This is a genomic window from Bradyrhizobium sp. USDA 4503, from assembly GCF_054055815.1.
Genome location: NZ_JBSRXS010000001.1, coordinates 8,615,050 through 8,633,802, shown reverse-complemented (window position 1 = coordinate 8,633,802; position 18,753 = coordinate 8,615,050). Strand labels below are relative to the sequence as shown.

Genomic DNA, 18,753 nt, shown 5'->3' with positions numbered 1-18,753 from the left:
CACAACAACGAGAACAGCAAATGTCCGATGTTCATTCCGCCGGCTGGCGTCCCGCGACCTGCTATCCCGATCCCGCGATCCGCGCGCTCGATCCGCGTTTCGAGAAATACTGGCTGAAACTCTCCGCCGTCGAGCGCATCGCGACCGGCCTGCGCTGGGCCGAAGGTCCGGTGTGGTTCGGCGACGGCCGCTATCTGTTGTGCAGCGACATCCCGAACCAGCGCATCCTCAAATGGGAGGAAGAGACCGGCGCGGTCAGCATCTTCCGCAAGCCGTCGAACTTCGCCAACGGCAACACCCGCGATCGCCGGGGCCGGCTGATCACCTGCGAGCATGGCGGCCGCCGCGTGGTGCGCACCGAATATGACGGATCGATCACGGTGCTGATCGACTCCTTCGGCGGCAAGCGGCTGAACTCGCCGAACGACGTCGTGGTGAAATCCGACGGTTCGATCTGGTTCACCGATCCGATCTTCGGCCTGCTCGGCAACTACGAAGGCTACAAGGCCGATCCCGAGATCGAGCCCAACGTCTACCGGCTCGATCCCGAAACCGGCAAGGCCACCATCGTCGCCGAGGGCGTGCTGGGGCCGAACGGGCTGTGCTTCTCGCCGAACGAGAAGATCCTCTACGTCGTCGAATCCCGCGGCGAGCCGAACCGCAAGATCCTCGCCTATGACGTCGCAGCCGACGGCAAGACGATCTCCAACAAGCGCGTCTTCATCGACGCCGGCCCGGGCACGCCCGACGGCATGCGCTGCGACATCGACGGCAATCTGTGGTGCGGCTGGGGCATGGGTGATCCCGAACTCGACGGCGTCGTCGTGTTCGCGCCCGACGGCGTCATGATCGGCCGCATCGCGCTGCCGGAGCGCTGCGCCAACCTCTGCTTCGGTGGCGTCAAGCGCAACCGCCTGTTCATGGCGGCGAGCCAGTCGATCTATGCGCTCTACGTCAACACCCAAGGCGCGCTCGGCGGCTAGCCCGGCCGTCATTGCGAGGAGCGAACCGACGAAGCAATCCATCTGTCCGCCCGTGAGGAGAGATGGATTGCTTTGCTTCGCTTCGCTCGCAATGACGGCGAGACTGCAACCTTCATCTTCGCAAGATTCGCACTCTTCAAGACCTTGCGCCCCCAAAATGGCTGACGCCGGAGCAGTTGCCTGCCCCGGCGCCAAAAGTCGCGTCTCTCGTGGCTCGGCTTACGCGGCGTTGTAGCCGGCGACCGCCTTGGCCTCGAGATATTCTTCCAGACCGTAGCGGCCCCACTCGCGGCCGTTGCCGGACTGCTTGTAGCCGCCGAACGGCGCGGTGCGCTCGTTCGGCACGCCCTGCAGGTTGACGTTGCCGGCGCGGATCTGGCGGCCGACGCGGCGCGCGGTTTCCACGGTGTCGGCGGAGACGTAACCGGCGAGACCATACGGCGTGTCGTTGGCGATCTTCACCGCGTCGGCTTCGTCCTTGGCGCCGAGGATGGTCAGCACCGGTCCGAAGATCTCTTCGCGGGCGATCGTCATGTCATTGGTGACGTCGGCGAAGATGGTCGGACGGACATAGAAGCCCTTGTTGACGCCCTCGGGCAGACCCGGGCCGCCGGCGACGAGCGTTGCGCCCTCGTCGATGCCCTTCTGGATCAGCGCCTGGATCTTGTCCCACTGGCCGCGGTTGACCACCGGACCGATCGTCGTGCCGTCGGCACGCGGATCGCCGGCCTTGGTCTTGTCGGCGACGCCCTTCGCGATGGCGGCCACTTCCTTCATCTTGGAGAGCGGCACGATCATGCGCGACGGCGCGTTGCAGGACTGGCCCGAGTTGTTGAACATGTGCATCACGCCGCCGGTCACCGCCTTGGTCAGGTCGGCACCGTCGAGGATCACGTTCGGCGACTTGCCGCCGAGCTCCTGGCTGACGCGCTTCACGGTCGGCGCCGCACGCTTGGCGACGTCGACGCCGGCGCGGGTCGAACCGGTGAACGAGATCATGTCGATGTCCGGGTGCTCGCTCATCGCGGCACCTACCTCCGGGCCGAGGCCGTTGAGCAGGTTGAACACACCCTTCGGCACGCCGGCTTCATGGAGGATTTCCGCAAAGATCAGCGCCGAGGTCGGGGTGAACTCCGACGGCTTCAGGATCATGGTGCAGCCGGCGGCGAGCGCGGGCGCGACCTTGCAGGCGATCTGGTTGAGCGGCCAGTTCCAGGGGGTGATCATGCCGACGACGCCGACCGGCTCGCGCACGATCACGGCGGTGCCCATGGTCTCCTCGAACTCGTACTTCTTCAGCACTTCGAGGGTGTTCATGAGGTGGCCAAGGCCGGCGCCGGCCTGCAGCTTCTCGGCCATCGGCAACGGCGCGCCCATTTCGTCGGAGACGGCGGCGCCGATCTCCTTCATGCGGCCCTTGTAGACCTCGACGATCTTGGTGAGCAGCGCGACGCGCTCCTCGCGGCTGGTCCGGGAAAAGGTCTCGAAGGCGCGCTTGGCGGCGGCGACTGCCTTGTCGACATCGGCCTTGGAGCCGAGCGCAATCTCATACATCGCTTCTTCGGTCGCCGGATTGACGACCGGGGTGGACTTGCCTTTGACGACGGGATCGACCCAGGCGCCGTCGATGTAGAATTGCATGCGATTGACCATCGGAAACCTCTTGTACGGGGCGTATGGAATGGGGAACGAAAGCGTTCGGCAGGCATCCTTGCACGAAAGCCCGGCGAATTGAACCCGCCATATGCGGGACGCGGCTCGTGCGCGCGAACAGCATATAATGTCGCTATCGCGCAGGTGGCAAGGTTGGTCTCGTCGCCCCCGGCGAAGGCCGGGGCCCATAAACTCCGCCGGCAATTGGTAAAGGGTGCTGTTAGAACGAGTCGCGTTTACTTGCTGCCAGTTGTGGTAATGGGTCCCGGCCTTCGCCGGGACGACGATGTGGCTACACCGCCATCTTGCGATGCCGCACTGGGGCGCCGACCGAGACGCTTTCCGCCGCGTCGATGATGGCGTTGGCGTCGATGCCGTAGTGGCGGTAGAGGTCGCCGATAGTGCCGGTCTGGCCGAAATGCTCGACACCGAGCGCCTCGACACGGTGGCCGCGCACGCTGCCGAGCCAGCCGAGCGTTGCCGGATGGCCGTCGATCACGGTCACAATGCCGCAGTCGCGGCCGAGCGGCGCCAGCATGCGCTCGATATGACTCAAATGCTGCGCGCCGCGGCGGTCGCGGCGCAAATTCCGCGCGGCGGACCAACCCGCATAGAGCCGGTCGGCGGAGGTGACCGCCAGCAGACCGACGTCGCGGTGGTTCTCGCCGATCAGGCCGACCGCCTCGATCGCCTCCGGCGCGACGGTGCCGGTATACGCGATGACGATGTCGCAGTTCGGGCCCGGCTTGCGGATCCAATAGGCGCCGTCGGTGATGTCGCGCTGCAGGTCCGGGGTCATGATCCGTTGCGGCTGCTCCAGCGTACGGGTCGAGAGTCGCAAGTAAACCGAACCACCCTCGGCACCCTCGCGCTGCATGTGGCCAAAGCCCCAGCCCATGATCACGGCAAGTTCATCGACGAAGGCCGGATCGAACGAGGCGAGCCCGTCCTGCCCGATCCCGATCAAGGGCGTCTTGATCGACTGATGCGCGCCGCCTTCCGGCGCCAGCGAGATGCCCGACGGCGTCGCCGCCACCATGAAGCGGGCATCCTGGTAGCAGGCATAGTTCAGCGCATCGAGGCCGCGTTCGATGAAGGGATCGTACAGCGTGCCGACCGGCAACAGCCGCGCGCCGTTGATCTGGTGCGACAGGCCGAGCGCCGACAGCATGATGAACAGATTCATCTCGGCGATGCCGAGCTCGAGGTGCTGTCCCTTCGGCGAATATTCCCAGGTGTAGGCGGACGGGATCTTCTCCTGCCGGAACAAGTCGTGGTTCTCCGCCTTCGCGAACAGGCCGCGGCGGTTGACCCAGGCGCCGAGATTGGTCGACACGGTGACATCGGGCGATGCGGTGACGATGCGCGAGGCGAGTTCGCTATCGCCGCGCGCCAGCTCGTGCAGCACGAGACCAAAACCCTGTTGCGTCGACATCTGCGCCGAGGCCTTGAAGGCCAGCCGTTCCGGCACGTCGATTTCTGGCGCCGACAGGCGGCGGCGCCCCTCGCGGTTGAACGGCGACTCGGCCAGGAATGCCTCGAGCTTCGCAGGCTCCTGCGAAAGGCCCTCGAACTTGTCCCACTCGTGGCCGGGGCGGATATTCTGCGCGGCGCGCCATTTCTCCATCTGGGCGACCGTCATCAGGCCGGCGTGGTTGTCCTTGTGGCCCTGCATCGGCAGGCCGACACCCTTGATGGTATAGGCGATGAAGCAGACCGGCCGATCATGGTCGATCGCCTCGAAGGCCTCGATCATGCTCGCCATGTCGTGGCCGCCGAGATTCGACATCAGCGCCAGCAACTCGTCGTCGCTGCGGCGCTCGATCAGCGCCGACACCTCGCCCTGGTCGCCGATGTCGTCGCGCAGATGCTTGCGGAACGCGGCGCCGCCCTGGAAGCAGAGCGCGGCGTACATCTGGTTCGGGCAGTTGTCGATCCAGCGCCGCAGCGCCTCGCCGCCGGGCTCGGCGAACGCCTCGAGCATCAGCTTGCCGTACTTCACGATCACCACGTCCCAGCCGAAGTTGCGGAACATGGTCTCGAACTTGGCCCACAGCCCCTCGCGCACCACGGCGTCGAGCGACTGCCTGTTGTAGTCGACCACCCACCATGTGTTGCGCAGGCCGTGCTTCCAGCCTTCGAGCAGCGCCTCGAAGATGTTGCCCTCGTCCATCTCGGCGTCGCCGACCAGCGCGATCATGCGGCCCTCCGGCCGGTCCTGCAGCCAGCCGTGCGCCTTGACGTAGTCCTGCACCAGCGAGGCGAACAATGTCTGCGCGACGCCGAGGCCGACCGAGCCGGTCGAGAAGTCGACGTCGTCGCTGTCCTTGGTGCGCGAGGGGTAGGACTGCGCGCCCTTGTAGCCGCGAAAATTCTCCAGCTTGTCGCGGGTTTGGTGGCCGAACAGATACTGGATGGCGTGGAACACCGGGCTCGCATGCGGCTTCACCGCGACGCGGTCCTGCGGGCGCAACACCGAGAAATAAAGCGCCGACATGATGTTGGCGAGCGAGGCCGACGAGGCCTGGTGGCCGCCGACCTTCAACCCGTCGGTAGAGGGCCGCACATGGTTGGCGTGATGGATGGTCCATGACGACAGCCACAGCACCTTGCGGGCCAGGGCAGACAGCATGTCGAGGCGTTCGGGCGCGATTCCCATGGCAATGCTCCGGGCGATATGCCGGAATGTTACTGCCGCAGGCGGCGGCGAAAATCTCAATTCCACGCGACAGCACAGCAAAAATTGGGATAAATTCCCACGATCCGACTTCAACTGACGAGTTCATCCCAATGCCTGCCCTCGATGCCATCGACCGCAAGATCCTGAGTCTGCTCCAGACCGACAGCCGCATGACCATGCAGGAACTCGCCGACAAGGTCGGGCTGTCGGTGTCGCCCTGCCACCGCCGGGTCAAGCTGCTCGAGGAGCGCGGCGTGATCTCTCGCTACATCGCAACCGTCGACCAGAAGTCGATCGGGCTGCACGTCTCCGTCTTCATCTCGATCAAGCTGGCGCGGCAGAAGGAGGAAGACCTCAACCGCTTCGCGCGCGCGATCTCGAAATGGGACGAGGTGCTCGAATGCTATCTGATGACCGGCAACCGCGATTATCTGCTGCGCGTCGTCGCCGCCGACCTTTCCTCCTATGAGGCATTCCTGAAGAACAAGCTGACCCGGCTCGACGGCATCGCCTCGATCGAGTCGAGCTTTGCGCTGAGCCAGGTGAAGTATTCGACGGCGTTGCCGGTGTGAGGGCGTTGGTTGGTCACTCGAATGACGCCAACCCCACAGTGTCGTCCCGGCGAAGGCCGGGACCCATACGCCGCAGCAGTTGTTGTGAGAGGGACTCGTCGTTGCAGCATCGCTTAACAATTTGCATTTGGGGTTATGGGTTCCCTGCTTTCGCAGGGACGGCACTGAGTGTGTGAATCGTCCGAGCTTTGCATCTCGTTCCGTTTTGCAAAAGAGGCTTGCGCCGTCGGGCAACTCAGTGATTGGCGCTGGCGCCCTGCCCGGCTGGACGGCCTCGCCGCGACAACAAGGCTACGGCGCGATCCATATCCCAATCACGATGATGGCCAGTGATACGGCAATGACCAGCATATCGGTGGTGAGCCAATCGGGCATTCCGTTTGATGGCTGCTCGCTCATGTCCGCGACTCCTTCTGTTCGCGTCGAGCCGATATGCTGGAGCGGACCGGCGCGAACGAGGATGAACTGGTTCACATAAAGCTAGGAAAAAGCGGCAAATTCCGCGTGTTTTAACGCGCTCAAGTTGCGCCACACGGTCGATCTGCCGCGCAGGTTTCTGAACATGTTCGACAACGCCGCCGCTTCGGCACAGTCACCATCGTCGTCGTTCAACGCGCTGCGAGAGGCGGCTGAACGTCACCGGATTGTCGGCGCAACCCGGCGCCGACCTGCCGCGCACGCGACAGGCCGCACACGGCCGACGAAGCAGCCGAGGTAGTGGAGTCGCCGTCCCGTCCCGATCCTCACAGCACCTTGCGCTGTGCGAGGTTCTTCATCAGCGCACCGACGCCGAAGGTCCAGGGCTCGCATTCGTCGCTATTGCGCATCCGGTTGACCAGCTTGCCGAGCTGTGGTGCGGCGATGGTCACGATGTCGTCGCGCTTGTGGGTAAAGCCCTCGCCCTTGGAATCGCGATCCTTGACCGGCGCGAACATCGTGCCGAGGAACAGCGCAAATCCATCAGGATATTGATGCACGGGGCCGATGGTCTGGGCGACCAGATCGGTCGGGTCGCGGCTGATCTTGCTGATCGAGGAATGGCCCTCGAGCACGAAGCCGTCCGCGCCAGTCACGGTCAGTCCGACATCCATCTTCCTGACATCGTCGAGCGAGAAGGTCTGGTCGAACAGCCGGAGCAGCGGACCGATCGCGCAGGACGCGTTGTTGTCCTTGGCCTTCGACAGCAACAGCGCCGAGCGCCCCTCGAAGTCGCGCAGATTGACGTCGTTGCCGAGCGCGGCGCCGACGATCTTGCCGGCGGCGGAGACAACAAGCACGACCTCCGGCTCCGGATTATTCCAGGTCGACTTCGGATGCAGCCCGGCATCCATGCCTGATCCGACCGAGGACAGCGTCGGCGCCTTGGTGAACACTTCGGCGTCGGGACCGATGCCGACCTCGAGATACTGGCTCCAGGCATTCTGATCGATCAGCACCTGCTTCAGTTTCATCGCCTGCTCGGAGCCGGGCTTCAGCTTGGAGAGATCGTCGCCGACCAGGCGCACCACTTCCTTGCGGATCGCGTCCGCCGAGGACGGATTGCCGCGCGCCCGCTCCTCGATCACGCGCTCCAGCATCGAGATTGCGAAGGTGACGCCGGCGGCCTTCAGCACCTGGAGATCGACCGGCGCCAGCAGGTGCGGCCTGGCCTTGTCGCGGCCGTCGGGCGGGGTGTTGGCGAGGATCGCCTCGAAATCGCCGATCCGCTCGCCGCCCGTGGCGCGCAGCGCGGCCGCGGGATCGCTTTCCTCGCAGAGCGCGCTCACCGTCGGGAACCGCGCCGTGACATCGAACACACCGTCTGCCCGCACCGCGACGACGGCGGGCCCGCCGGCCTGCGGCAACCAGACCCGCCCGACCAGCGTGCCGGCGGTGCCGTCCTCCGGCAGGACGTCTTTTGGCGTGAGCGAAATCATCGGCACATCTCCCTTTTTGGTTTTGTCGGCTTGTTAGCACAGTCCGCCCGGCGGCGTGAAACAGCGGTCACGGCATTGTCATAGAGGGGTAACATCGCCCGTCAATGCTGCCGTCCGATCCATCTAACACACTGAAAGACGGACCTTCATGACGACCTCCGCCCTCACCGACGAAGCCTCCCGGGATGAAGCCTTGCGCGCCCGCATCCATCAGGAGATGGCCGACAGCCTCGACGAGGAACTCGAGCTCGAGCTCGACGACGTGAGGCTCGACGAGCTCGACCATGACGGCGCCGCCGGCAGGCCGTCGATCGACCGCAAGTTCTATTTCCGCGAATTGCTGCGGCTGCAGGGCGAGCTGGTCAAGCTGCAGGACTGGGTGCAGCACGAGAAGAAGAAGGTCGTCGTGCTGTTCGAGGGCCGCGATTCCGCCGGCAAGGGCGGCGTGATCAAGCGCATCACCCAGCGGCTCAACCCGCGGGTCTGCCGGATCGCGGCGCTGCCGGCGCCGAACGAGCGCGAGCGCACGCAATGGTACTTCCAGCGCTATGTCTCGCATCTGCCGGCCGGCGGCGAGATCGTGCTGTTCGACCGCAGCTGGTACAACCGCGCCGGCGTCGAGAAGGTGATGGGGTTCTGCAGCGACGAGCAGTATGAGGAATTCTTCAACTCGGTGCCGGAATTCGAGCGCATGCTGATCCGCTCCGGCACCGTCCTCCTGAAATACTGGTTTTCGATCACCGACGAGGAACAGGCGTTCCGCTTCTCGATGCGGATCCAGGATCCGCTGAAGCAGTGGAAGCTGAGCCCGATGGACGTCGAGGCGCGGACCCGCTGGGAGCTCTACACCAAGGCGAAGGAAACGATGCTGGAACGCACGCACCTGCAGGACTCGCCGTGGTGGATCGTCGATGCAGTCGACAAGAAGCGCGCCCGGCTCAACTGCATCTCGCATCTCTTGAGCCTGATCCCCTATCAGGCGGTCACCCACCAGCCGGTGGTGCTGCCGCCGCGGGTGCGCAACCCGGACTATCACCGCGGCCCGATCCCGCAGGAGATGTACGTGCCGGGACGATATTGATTCTGGGCACGAGCGCGCTCTGTCCTCCCCCGCTTACGGGGAGGATCACTAAATCGCGATTGGAGATTGTGAGGCAGCTCACTGGTCCTTTTGCGCCCTCCCTTTAAACCAGAGGTTGCTCGCAATTCGCGGGCTAGAAGGAGGCGTACGCTATGTTGAAAGAACATCTTGAAAGCAAAAGCTCGGCGACCGACCAGCCAAAAAGCTATAAGGGTGTTGCGACACATGCTATCCAAACCCTTGACCTCAGTTGGAGCGCGCCTATTCGTTACGGCGATTGCAAGCTGTCCGGCTTCTTGAACGGCACCCTGAACAACGGCCCCACTCTCAGGCTTCGTTCTGACGGAACAGCAGAATTGCTGGCAAAATTTTTCTCGACCGACGACGGTGATGTTTGGGTTATCGATCGTCTCGTTCTTTTGGACATTCACGGGACGGTGCTTTTTCAATTTCCACACCTTTCAAGTCCAGAAACCCAGACAGACAACCAAGTGCTCGATTGGGTAGCCGAACTGAGCTTCCCCGCCGTTTTCTTTTCTTCGGTCACAGGGGCGAACATGACCTATCGTTGCTAACCCCTAAGGGCGCGGTTCGCGGCTTATTCGACCTCCCCCACAAGCGGGAGAGGTGAAGTCCGGCACGTAGGCGACCGCGCCCTTGCCTTGCCTACCAATGGTGCAGGCGCGCGCACTTGCTGGCACCGGATACCGACGCTAGGCTTCCCCCGATTTGGTGCAGGGAGGCCCGCTTGACTCAATCCGACGACATCAAAATCTCCGAAGATCGCCGCGACGCGCTGCGCTATGCGCTCGGGATCGGCAGCGGCGCGGCGCTCGCGGCCGCGATGGCAACGCCGGCCTCGGCGCAGACGCCAGCCGACAACACGCTGGATCGCATCCGGGCCAACAAGGTGCTGCGGATCGCGGTGCTGCCGGGCGAGCTGCCCTATTTCAACAAGGACCTCGCCTCGGGCACCTGGTCCGGCTTCTCGATCGAGATGGCCAACGACCTGGCCAAACTGCTCGACGTCAAGCTGGAGTATGTCGAGTCGACCTACGGCAATTCAATCCTTGATCTGCAGGCCAACAAGATCGACCTCGGCTTCGCGCTCAACCCGACGCCGCAGCGCGCGCTGGTGGTCGATTTCACCAATCTGGTGTTCCCGCATCCGTTCGGCGCGATGCTGAGGAAGGGGCTGGAAGCCAAGACCTGGGCCGACATCAACAAGCCCGAGGTCAAGATCGCGGTCGACGTCGGCTCGGCCAACGAGGCGGTGGCGCGCCGCTTTGCGCCGAACGCCACCATCAAGTCGCTGAAGTCGCGCGACGAGGTGATGCTGGAAATGTCGTCGGGTCGCGTCGATTGCGTGGTCAACGCGCTGGTGCTCGGGCTGACCGCGATCGCCAAGAACCCGAACCTCGGCACCTACAAGATCCTGGCCTCGCCATCAGTGACGATCGCGAGCGGCACGGCGGTACGGCGCGAAGCCGACAAGCGCTGGCGCGATTTTCTCTCGGTGTGGATCGACTACAACCGCGGCATCGGCCAGATGCGCGAATGGTTCGTCAAGGGCCTCGGCCTTGCCGGCGTCAAGCCCGAGGATGTACCGGTGGAGTTGAGTATCTGAGGCGATTGCCGAGACGGCAGTGATCTCCCTCTCCCGCTTGCGACCGCTTGCGGGGAGGGCCGGGGTGGGGTGTCGCCACAAGCGACACCCTATGTATGGAGAGAGCCCCCACCCGGATCGCACCTAACGATGCGATCCGACCTCCCCCGCAAGCGGGAGAGGTCAGGCAACTCACACCTTGTCGTAGGTCAGCCCGCGCTCCAACCGCCTCGCCACCAGCGTCGACGGGAACAGGATCGCAAAATAGATCAGCGCCACGATGGTGTAGACCTCGAGCGGCCGGTAGGTGTCGGCGTTGATCAAGGTCGCGTTGTAGACGAGATCGGGTACCGCGATGATCGAGACCAGCGAGGTGTTCTTGAGCTGCGTGACCGACTGGTTGACATAGGGCGCCATCATCGGCTTCAGCGCCTGCGGCAGGATCACGAGCCGCATCAGGCGCCAGCCGCGGAAGCCGAGCGCCTTCGCCGCGTCCCACTGCCCGATCGGCACGCTCTCGATCGAGCCGCGCACGATCTCGGCGTAGAATGCGCCGCCATAGAGCGACAGCACGCTGACGGCGGCGACATGCGCCGGGATGTTGACGCCGATCACGACCGGAAACGCGTAGTAGAACCAGATGATCTGCACCAGCAGCGGCGTGCAGCGGAACAATTCGATATAGGCGATCAGGAGCCAGTCGATCACGGGAATGCGCCGCAGCCGCAGCATGCCGACGATCAGGCCGATCAGGGTCCCGAGGATGATGGTGCCGATCGTGTAGGCGATGGTCCAGCCGAGCCCGAGCCAGAACAGATGGCTGTACTTGGCAAGGATGCCGAAATCCCAGACGTAGTTCATCCTGCCCCTCGGTTGCCGCGCGCTTGATCGCCAAGCATTGCAGGCGGTCTCGCGCGAGTCACGCGATATACCGGGCGGGCGAAAATGCCCGCACCTCGAACGGCGGCGCATCGCCCGCGATCATCGCCGCAATTGCGGCGCCCGTTCCGGGGCCGGTGGTGAAGCCGATATGCTGGTTGCCGAAGGCGAACCAGAGCCCGCGATGTCGCGGCGCCGCGCCGATCATCGGCAGGCTGTCGGGCAGCGTCGGCCGCGCGCCGCGCCAGCGCTCGCCGACCGCATCGCCGAATTCGACTACGCTGCGCGCCATCGGCACCACCGCCTCGAGCTGCGAAAAATTCGAGGGCGCATCGCGCGCAGTGAGCTCGACGCCGCTGGTGACGCGAACGCCCTGCTCCATCGGCGTCATCAGAAAGCCGCCCTCCGCATCATGGATCGGCCGCAGCAATTTGCGTGCCGGGTTCGGCACGAAATGCTGATGATAGCCGCGCTCGAACGCCAGCGGCACGCGATAGCCGAGCGGCTGCAGCAGCTCGGCCGACCACGGCCCGAGCGCGACCACGACATGGCGCGCGGCGATCTCGCCGTCGGCGAGCTGCACGCGCCAGCCGTCGCCATGCGGCTCGATCCGCCGGATTCCGGATTGCCTGATCGTGCCCCCGCCAGCGGCGAACATCTGCGCGTAGGCCTTGACCACTGCGCCGGGTGAATCGACCGATGCCGTCTGCGTGTGCAGCAGGCCGACGCTATAGGCAGGAATGATGTTGGGCTCGAGCGCGGAGATCGCCTGCCGATCAAGCACCTCGCTCCGGATGCCGAACTCGGCGAGCGCTGCCTGCTCGGCCTGGGCGGCGGCGAGCCCGTCGCTGCGCCAGGCCTTGAGCCAGCCGGTTTCGCGGATGCGATGGCCGGCGCCGGCCTGCACGATCCAGTCGCGATGCAGCTTCAGCGAGGTCCTGATCAGGCCGTGCAGCGCGGCGGCGCGCGGTTTGGTCTGCGACGGCGTTGCCGCCGCGAGGAAGCGGATCACCCAGCCGGTATTGGCGAGCGCCCACGCAATGTTCCAGCGCAGCGCCGGATGCGCGTTGGTCAGATATTTCGGCAGGTTCTTCAGCAGCGACGGCGTATTGAGCGGCAGGATCGAGCCCGAGGAGATGATGCCGGCATTGCCGTAGGAGGTTTCGCTGCCGGGCTCGCGGCGATCGACGACGACGACGGAGAGCCCGCGCTGTTGCGCGGCGAGGCCCGCCGAGACGCCGACCATGCCGGCACCGAGCACCGCAACATCGACCTGCTCTGTTGGTTCGCCCTCGCTCATGGCGTCACATCAAGGTCAGGCCGCCATCGACCGGCAGCGTCGCGCCAGTGACGTGGCATGCTTCCGGCGACAGCAGGAAGGCGACGACGGCCGCGACCTCGTCGGCCTCGGCCAGCCGCTGCATCGGATTGGCCTTTGCGACGCTCTCCCAGGTCGCGGTATCAACGCGCCGAACAGGCCGGGATCCTTGCGGGTGTAGCCCGGCATCACGGCGTTGGCGGTGGCGCCTGACGCGGCGAGCTCGATCGCGAGCGACTTCACCAGCACCTCGAGCGCGGCCTTCGCGGCGGCCGATGCCGGATAGGTGGCGCCGGGCACGAAGCGATGCGGCCCGAAGCTCGACACCGCGACAACGCGGCCTTGCGCGCTGCGCGTAAGGTCAGACAGCGCCGCCGCCGCGATTTCATGGAAGGCCGCCGCCATCACCGCGAAGGCGCGCTCCAGCGCCTCGCGCGGCAGGCTTAAGAATTCGCGCCGGTCGGCAAAACCCGCGGCGTGCACGATGGCGTCGATCGGATCGAACGCGGCCCGCGTTGCCGCGACCAGCGCGGTGCCGGCGCCGGCCTTGGCGAGATCGCCGGTGCTCACCTCGACCTTCGCGCCCTTGCTGCGGCATTCCTCCGCGACCGAATTCAGCCGCGCGAGGCCGGCGGCCTCGACGCCCTGTCCGTGCAGCATCAGGGATTGAGCGGGGCCGGCGAGCCGGCGCGCGACTGCGGCGCCGATGCCGCCTCCCGTGATGATCGAAATTCGCATGAGGTACGTGCTGTCAGTGCGATACGAGACAGCGAACTATAGATTCGGCGTCACGAAATGCAAACCGCGCCCCTGGCCATCAGTTTAGCGCCGCGTTCAACGCCAGATCAGCGCCACGGCTCGACCAGGATCTTGGTGTGCGCCTCGGGATTGGCGAGATCGGCAAACGCCTGCGCGACGCCGTCGATGCCGACGCGGCCAGTGACCAGCGAGGCGGCATCGACCTGGCCTTCCGCGATCAGGCGCAGCGAATAGGCGAATTCCTCGGGCGTGTAGCCGAGCACATATTGGACGTTGAGCTCCTTGATGATGCCGAGCATCGGCTCGGACTTGTCGGTCTCCATGCAGACGCCGACCACGACGACACGGGCGCTGCGCGGGGCGCCCTCGAACACCTGCTGCAGCACGCCGGGCACGCCGACGCATTCGAAGATCAGCGCAGGCTTCAGCGGCGGCAGCAGCGCCTGCATCGGCGGACGCGCCGCCTTCTCCGCATCGGTCATCTGGGCGTGCTCGGCCCAGCTCGCATAGGGCTGCGTCCTGGCGGGATCGACCACCACATCGGCGCCCATCTTCTCGGCGAGCAGGCGCCGCGCCGGCGAATAATCCGCAGCAACGATCGGTCCGAGCCCCCTGATCTTCAGCGCCGCGATCACCGCCAGCCCGACCGGTCCGCAGCCGATCACCAACGGCACCTCGCCGCCCTGGATGTTGGCCATCGCCACCGCATGCACGCCGACCGCAAGCGGTTCGGTGAGCGCGGCGTGCTCGGCCGCAAGCCCGTTCGGCACTTCGAGCAGCAGCGGCTCGCTGAGCAGCATCTGCTCGGCATAGCCGCCGAGATAATCGTTGGAATAGCCGATGCCCTTCGGGCCCTCCGGCGTCAGCAGCGCCGGCAGCGAGCACACTTTCGTCCCGGGCTTCAGCTTGCGCGTCGTGTTCGGGCCGTAGTCGAGGACCTCGCAGCAGAACTCATGGCCGAACACGACGTCGCGCGACAGATCCATCGGCGTGCGACCGGGCAGGAACTTGCTCAGCTCCACCATGCGGTGGGCATGCTTGCGTGCGTGCAGATCGGAACCGCAGATGCCGCAGGCGAGCGATTTGACCAGCACCTGGCCGGCGCCGGGCTTCGGCTCGGGCACCCGGTCGACGACAATCTCGCCGTTCCTGAAGATCGCTGCGCGCATATTCCCTCCCGCGTGGGTTTTGTCCCACTCATTTTGATGCGTATTTCGTCTCGCGAAATGCTGTCGCGGATCAAGTCCGGGACAAGCTTTCGCCGCAGGAGGCTATAGCACGGAGGGTCACCACGTATAGCGCATAACGCCCTTGCCGGCGTAAGACTGTGTCACGTTGGAGAATTCGCCCTCGAAGGTCGCGGCGGCCGACCAGCCGTTGCGCCACTTCAGCTCGGCGGAGGCGGTGGTCAGCGCCGAGTCGCTGGCCTGCGCCGCGCCGTTGACCATGAAGGCCGCGCCGGGCAGCGTCTGGAACACCGCACCAACGGCGCGGTCCGGATTGAAGTCATGCGCCCAGGCAACGCGGCCGCGCAGCGTGAAGATGCCGCCGTCAATAACGAACGATTTGTCGGAGCGCAGACCGAGTTCGCTCCGGACGTCGGTGACGCTCTTCGCGGCATAATTCAGCGCGAAGGCACCGCCGCCGGAGACCACGCTCTCCGCATAGGCCGGCAGCTCGAAGCTCGTGAACTGCGCCGCCGCATAAGGCGTCAGCCCGATCCACGGCGTGGCAGTGCGATAGCCGCCCTCGAGCCGGCCCGACCAGGCATTGGCATTGAAGTTGGCGCGCAGATGATCGGCGCCGGCCGCGGCGACGATGCGATCGGTGGTGACATCCTGCCAGCCATAGGCGAGCGCCGCGCTCAAGTACGCCGCGCCGACGCTGTGGCGAACGAACGCACCGGCCTGGAACAGATCAGAGCGGCCCCAGCCGAGACCGTTGACGCTGAAGCTGCTCGCGCCGCCGGCGAGCGCAAAGCCGGCAATGGTGTTCGGCGAGAAGCGGTAGTCGGCGCCAACCGCGGTGCCATAGAGGCTGCTGCCGGTGTTGTTCGAGCCCAGCACCGCATTGCCGCTGGTGGTCTGCGAGCCGCCATAGCCCGCCGCCCATACGCTCCAGCGCTGCTCGAAATCGACCAGCCGCGGCGGCGCCTTGGTATAGATCGCGGCCAGCGCATCGCGCGGCTCGCTCTGGCGCGCCGCATAGGCGAGCGGCATGCTCTTCTCGGCGAACGGCGTCGCCCCCGCGCCGCCGCCAAACCCACCATCGCGCCCGGCGACGAACGGATCGGTCAGCAGACCGAGGAACAGGCCCATCGCGTTGAACGTCGCCTGCTGCGAACCGGTCGCGCCCTCGCCCGAGGCCTGCGTCAAGCCGGCCGGCGACAGCCCGGCGAACACCGCGTTGACACCGCCATTGGCGTTGAAGAAGTTCTGCAGTGTGGCGGCGACGTTCTGCTGATTGACGTTCAGCTTCGACTTCGCGCCGTAATCGAGCGTGAAGTTCAGATAGGTGTTGCTCGCGCCATAGCCGAGCGTCGCGACGAGGTTCGACGGCAGCCCGGTTGAATCGATACCGGCGAACGTGCCGTTGCGGCCGCCGGCCGCCGACAGGATGGTGTATTGCTTGGCAATCGTACTGCCGGCGGCGACGCTGACGCCGACCGATCCGGCCAGCGTCGCACTGCCGCTCACCTTGGCCAAGGTGGACGCCGTCGAATTGAGCCCGACGAGGTACAGTGCCCCCGACTGGAAGGCGAGGTTGCCCGCCACGTTCAGGGATGTGCCTGGTGTCGCGTTGCCGGGCATCAGGATGCCGCCGCTTGCAATCGTCGTGTTGCCGACGGTGCCGATGCCGGAGAGCGCGCCGCCGGCATTCACCGTGGTGAGGCTCGACGAGGCGATCGAGCCGTCGACCTGCAGGATGCCGCCATTGACGACGGTGGTGCCGGTGTAGGTATTGGTGCCCGACAGGGTCAGCGTGCCGCTGCCGGTCTTTTCAAAATTCGCCGGACCGGTGCGACCGCCGCCGAAACAGCCACAGATATGGAATGGGTTCAACGGATCGAAGTCGGCAAGCACGCCGCTGAGCGTCGTCGAGAGATTATTGCTGCCAACGGCGAGGGTGTTGCCTGAGCCGATATAATAGAAGCCAGAGCCTGCGATCGAACCCGCGGTGATGCGCCCGTCGCCGTTCAGCCCCGTGCTGAGCGAGAAATCGACCAGTCCGGTGCCGTTGGTGATGAACTGTGCGTTGCCACCGGTCGCGTTGTTGAAGAACTTAATGGTACTGCCGGCTTCAGTGGTAATGGTGGCGTCGCCCGCGGTAGCGAACGCCGTGAAGATGTGTTGGCTGCCGGCCTGGTTGTCGATAATCGCATTGCCCGCGGTGGCATAGGCATCGAACTGGAGAACGCCGCCAGCCCGATTGACGATCGTCGCGTTGGCCGCGGTCGGCGCCTCCACCGGGTTGATACCGACAGATCCGAAATAGAGCACGCCGCTGTTGTCGAAACTGGCGTTCGCCGCCGTGCTGTTCTGAAAAAAGGCGACCTGACCGCCCGCGAGCGTAACGATGGTTGCCGAAGCCGCAGATGAGGACTCGAAAAACTGCGTCGAGCCGCCATTGGTGCCGTTGGTGATGGTGGCCTGCCCTGCATTGGTGTGGCCCAGAAACACCGCGGCGCCGCCGTTGGAGTTGTCGATCACGGCCTTGGCGGCCGTGCTGGTGTCGGAGCCGCCGGGAGGACCAAACGCGTCGCCGAACACCACAGTGCCGCCGTTGGTGTTGGTGAACCTGGCGTTGCCGGCAGAACTGGTGTCGCGGAACACTGTGAGCGCACCATTGGTGTTGCTCACGGTGGCATTGCCAGCGGTGCTGCTGTCGCGAAACTCCGTAATGCCGAAATTCTGGTTGACGATCGTCGCCGTCGACGCCGTGGTGGAATTGTAGAACGTCGTGGTGGCGATCCCGTTGAAGCCGTCGTTGACGATCTTGGTGATGCCCGCGGTGTTGGCATTCACGATGTCGAACTTGCCGTCGACGGTGACCTCGCCGACGATCGAAGCGGTGTGGCTGGCGTCGCCGAGTTGCAATGTCGCGCAATCGCAGATCGTGGTGCCGCCGGTGTAGGTGTTGGTGCCGAGCAGCACGACGCGGCCGAGGCCGCCTGAATTATCCAGCACGGTCAGCTTGCCGGGGCCGTTGCCGTCGGCGATGTTGCCGGCGATCGTGAGCGTGACGCCATTGGCATCGATCGCGCTGCCGATGGCCGACGTATTGATCTTGAAGTTGTTGGCGAAGGTCAGGTTGCTGAGGCCGTCGGCCTGAAACGAGGCATTGTCGAGCGTGACGGTGCCTGACCCGACCGAACTGTTGTTGCTGACGACAACGGTCGTATCGACCACCAGCGTGCCGCCGGAATAGGTGTTGGCGCCGGAGAGCTGCACATTGGAGAATCCGGACGCGGACGAGTCGATCAGGCGCAGAACCCCGGCGCCGACGCCGTCGGCGATCACGCCCTGGAGATTGACCTGGGCGCCGTTCGCATCGACCGTGCCGCCGGCCGCATTGACCGCGATGTTGTTGGCGAAGGCGACGCTCGAGACCGTCGGCGACTGCATCTGGAACGTCCCGCCATTGAGCGTGATGGTGCCGGTGCCGACCGAATCCGCATTCGTCACCTGCACGGTTCCGGCGGAGATCAGCGTGCCGCCGGAATAGGCATTGGTGCCCACGAGCACCAGCGTGCTGTTGCCGAGCTGCTGCACCATCGCCGGACCGCCAATGCCGTCGGTGAGGTTGGCGTTGATCGTGATGGTCTGGCCGTTGTTGGCCTGGTTGATCAGGCCGCCGGTCGGCCCGGACAGGCTGAAGCCAATCGGGTTGCCATTGATCGTGTAGGATTGCGAATTGGCGGTGAAGCTCCAGGACCCCGGCAGCATCAAGCCGGGCCCGATGGTGACCGTCGCCGATCCCGATGAATCGAAAATGGCTGACTGGTTCGGGAGGATCGGCGGCGCGCCGGCCGACGTGGTCGACCAGTTGGTCGGGAGTTCGTAGACATCGGTGCTCGTCGAGCTGCCCGTGCCGCCCCAGGTGTAGCTCTCGCCCCAGGTGTAGCTCTGCGCTCGTGCCGAACCGGTCGGCAACGCGATTGCGCTGGTCAGGGCGCAGAGTGCCAAGGCCATCGCAGCGCGAGACGACCGACCAGCTGACAGGAAAAAGAACGAACCAAAATGCACGTACCCGACCCCCAAACGCTCTGCGGCGCTCTTGGGGCTAGGGTTAGCACGCGGCGAACC

12 protein-coding genes and 1 pseudogene are annotated in these 18,753 nt (G+C 65.1%); 5 read left to right on the top strand and 8 right to left on the bottom strand.

Annotation, left to right across the window (positions count from 1 at the left end):
* Window positions 1-20: 20 nt before the first annotated feature.
* On the top strand, window positions 21-983 hold the full coding sequence (locus tag ACVMIH_RS40485; RefSeq protein WP_076827002.1) for an SMP-30/gluconolactonase/LRE family protein: 963 nt from the start codon (window positions 21-23) through the stop codon (window positions 981-983).
* Between the two features lie 219 nt (window positions 984-1,202).
* Here ACVMIH_RS40485 and ACVMIH_RS40480 read toward each other — a convergent pair whose 3' ends face one another.
* Window positions 1,203-2,636 (bottom strand): aldehyde dehydrogenase family protein, encoded by a 1,434-nt coding sequence (locus tag ACVMIH_RS40480; RefSeq protein ID WP_076827004.1) that lies wholly within the window; start codon window positions 2,634-2,636, stop codon window positions 1,203-1,205.
* Between the two features lie 292 nt (window positions 2,637-2,928).
* Window positions 2,929-5,295: a transketolase gene (locus ACVMIH_RS40475; RefSeq protein WP_456866194.1), complete on the bottom strand. Its 2,367-nt coding sequence runs from the start codon at window positions 5,293-5,295 to the stop codon at window positions 2,929-2,931.
* A 131-nt stretch (window positions 5,296-5,426) separates the two neighbouring features.
* Here ACVMIH_RS40475 and ACVMIH_RS40470 point away from each other — a divergent pair, with 131 nt between their 5' ends.
* On the top strand, window positions 5,427-5,888 hold the full coding sequence (locus tag ACVMIH_RS40470) for an Lrp/AsnC family transcriptional regulator (protein ID WP_016841346.1): 462 nt from the start codon (window positions 5,427-5,429) through the stop codon (window positions 5,886-5,888).
* A gap of 743 nt (window positions 5,889-6,631) precedes the next feature.
* Here the strand turns inward: ACVMIH_RS40470 and ACVMIH_RS40465 are convergent.
* Window positions 6,632-7,804: a fumarylacetoacetate hydrolase family protein gene (locus ACVMIH_RS40465; RefSeq protein WP_456866191.1), complete on the bottom strand. Its 1,173-nt coding sequence runs from the start codon at window positions 7,802-7,804 to the stop codon at window positions 6,632-6,634.
* Between the two features lie 148 nt (window positions 7,805-7,952).
* On the opposite strand from ACVMIH_RS40465, the gene ppk2 reads away from it, so the two are divergent.
* The 3 genes from ppk2 (at window position 7,953) to ACVMIH_RS40450 (ending at window position 10,512) form a co-directional block, all read left to right on the top strand.
* The gene (gene ppk2 / locus ACVMIH_RS40460; protein WP_057017503.1) at window positions 7,953-8,885 is read left to right on the top strand and encodes a polyphosphate kinase 2; all 933 of its coding nucleotides are present in this window, start codon (window positions 7,953-7,955) and stop codon (window positions 8,883-8,885) included.
* A gap of 152 nt (window positions 8,886-9,037) precedes the next feature.
* The gene (locus ACVMIH_RS40455; RefSeq protein ID WP_057017504.1) at window positions 9,038-9,460 is read left to right on the top strand and encodes a DUF6294 family protein; all 423 of its coding nucleotides are present in this window, start codon (window positions 9,038-9,040) and stop codon (window positions 9,458-9,460) included.
* A 173-nt stretch (window positions 9,461-9,633) separates the two neighbouring features.
* The gene (locus ACVMIH_RS40450; protein WP_057017505.1) at window positions 9,634-10,512 is read left to right on the top strand and encodes a transporter substrate-binding domain-containing protein; all 879 of its coding nucleotides are present in this window, start codon (window positions 9,634-9,636) and stop codon (window positions 10,510-10,512) included.
* 171 nt (window positions 10,513-10,683) lie between these two features.
* Here the strand turns inward: ACVMIH_RS40450 and ACVMIH_RS40445 are convergent, their stop codons facing one another.
* The 5 genes and pseudogenes from ACVMIH_RS40445 to ACVMIH_RS40425 form a co-directional block, all read right to left on the bottom strand.
* Window positions 10,684-11,352 (bottom strand): amino acid ABC transporter permease, encoded by a 669-nt coding sequence (locus ACVMIH_RS40445; protein WP_057017506.1) that lies wholly within the window; start codon window positions 11,350-11,352, stop codon window positions 10,684-10,686.
* A 58-nt stretch (window positions 11,353-11,410) separates the two neighbouring features.
* Window positions 11,411-12,670 (bottom strand): NAD(P)/FAD-dependent oxidoreductase, encoded by a 1,260-nt coding sequence (locus ACVMIH_RS40440; protein ID WP_057017507.1) that lies wholly within the window; start codon window positions 12,668-12,670, stop codon window positions 11,411-11,413.
* Window positions 12,671-12,674: 4 nt separating this feature from the next.
* Window positions 12,675-13,426: pseudogene (locus ACVMIH_RS40435) on the bottom strand (SDR family NAD(P)-dependent oxidoreductase).
* A gap of 107 nt (window positions 13,427-13,533) precedes the next feature.
* Window positions 13,534-14,616, bottom strand: a complete 1,083-nt coding sequence (locus ACVMIH_RS40430) for a zinc-binding dehydrogenase (protein WP_057017508.1) — start codon at window positions 14,614-14,616, stop codon at window positions 13,534-13,536.
* Window positions 14,617-14,733: 117 nt separating this feature from the next.
* Window positions 14,734-18,639, bottom strand: coding sequence for an autotransporter domain-containing protein (locus ACVMIH_RS40425; RefSeq protein ID WP_456866189.1), 3,906 nt, complete (start codon window positions 18,637-18,639; stop codon window positions 14,734-14,736).
* Window positions 18,640-18,753 lie beyond the last annotated feature (114 nt).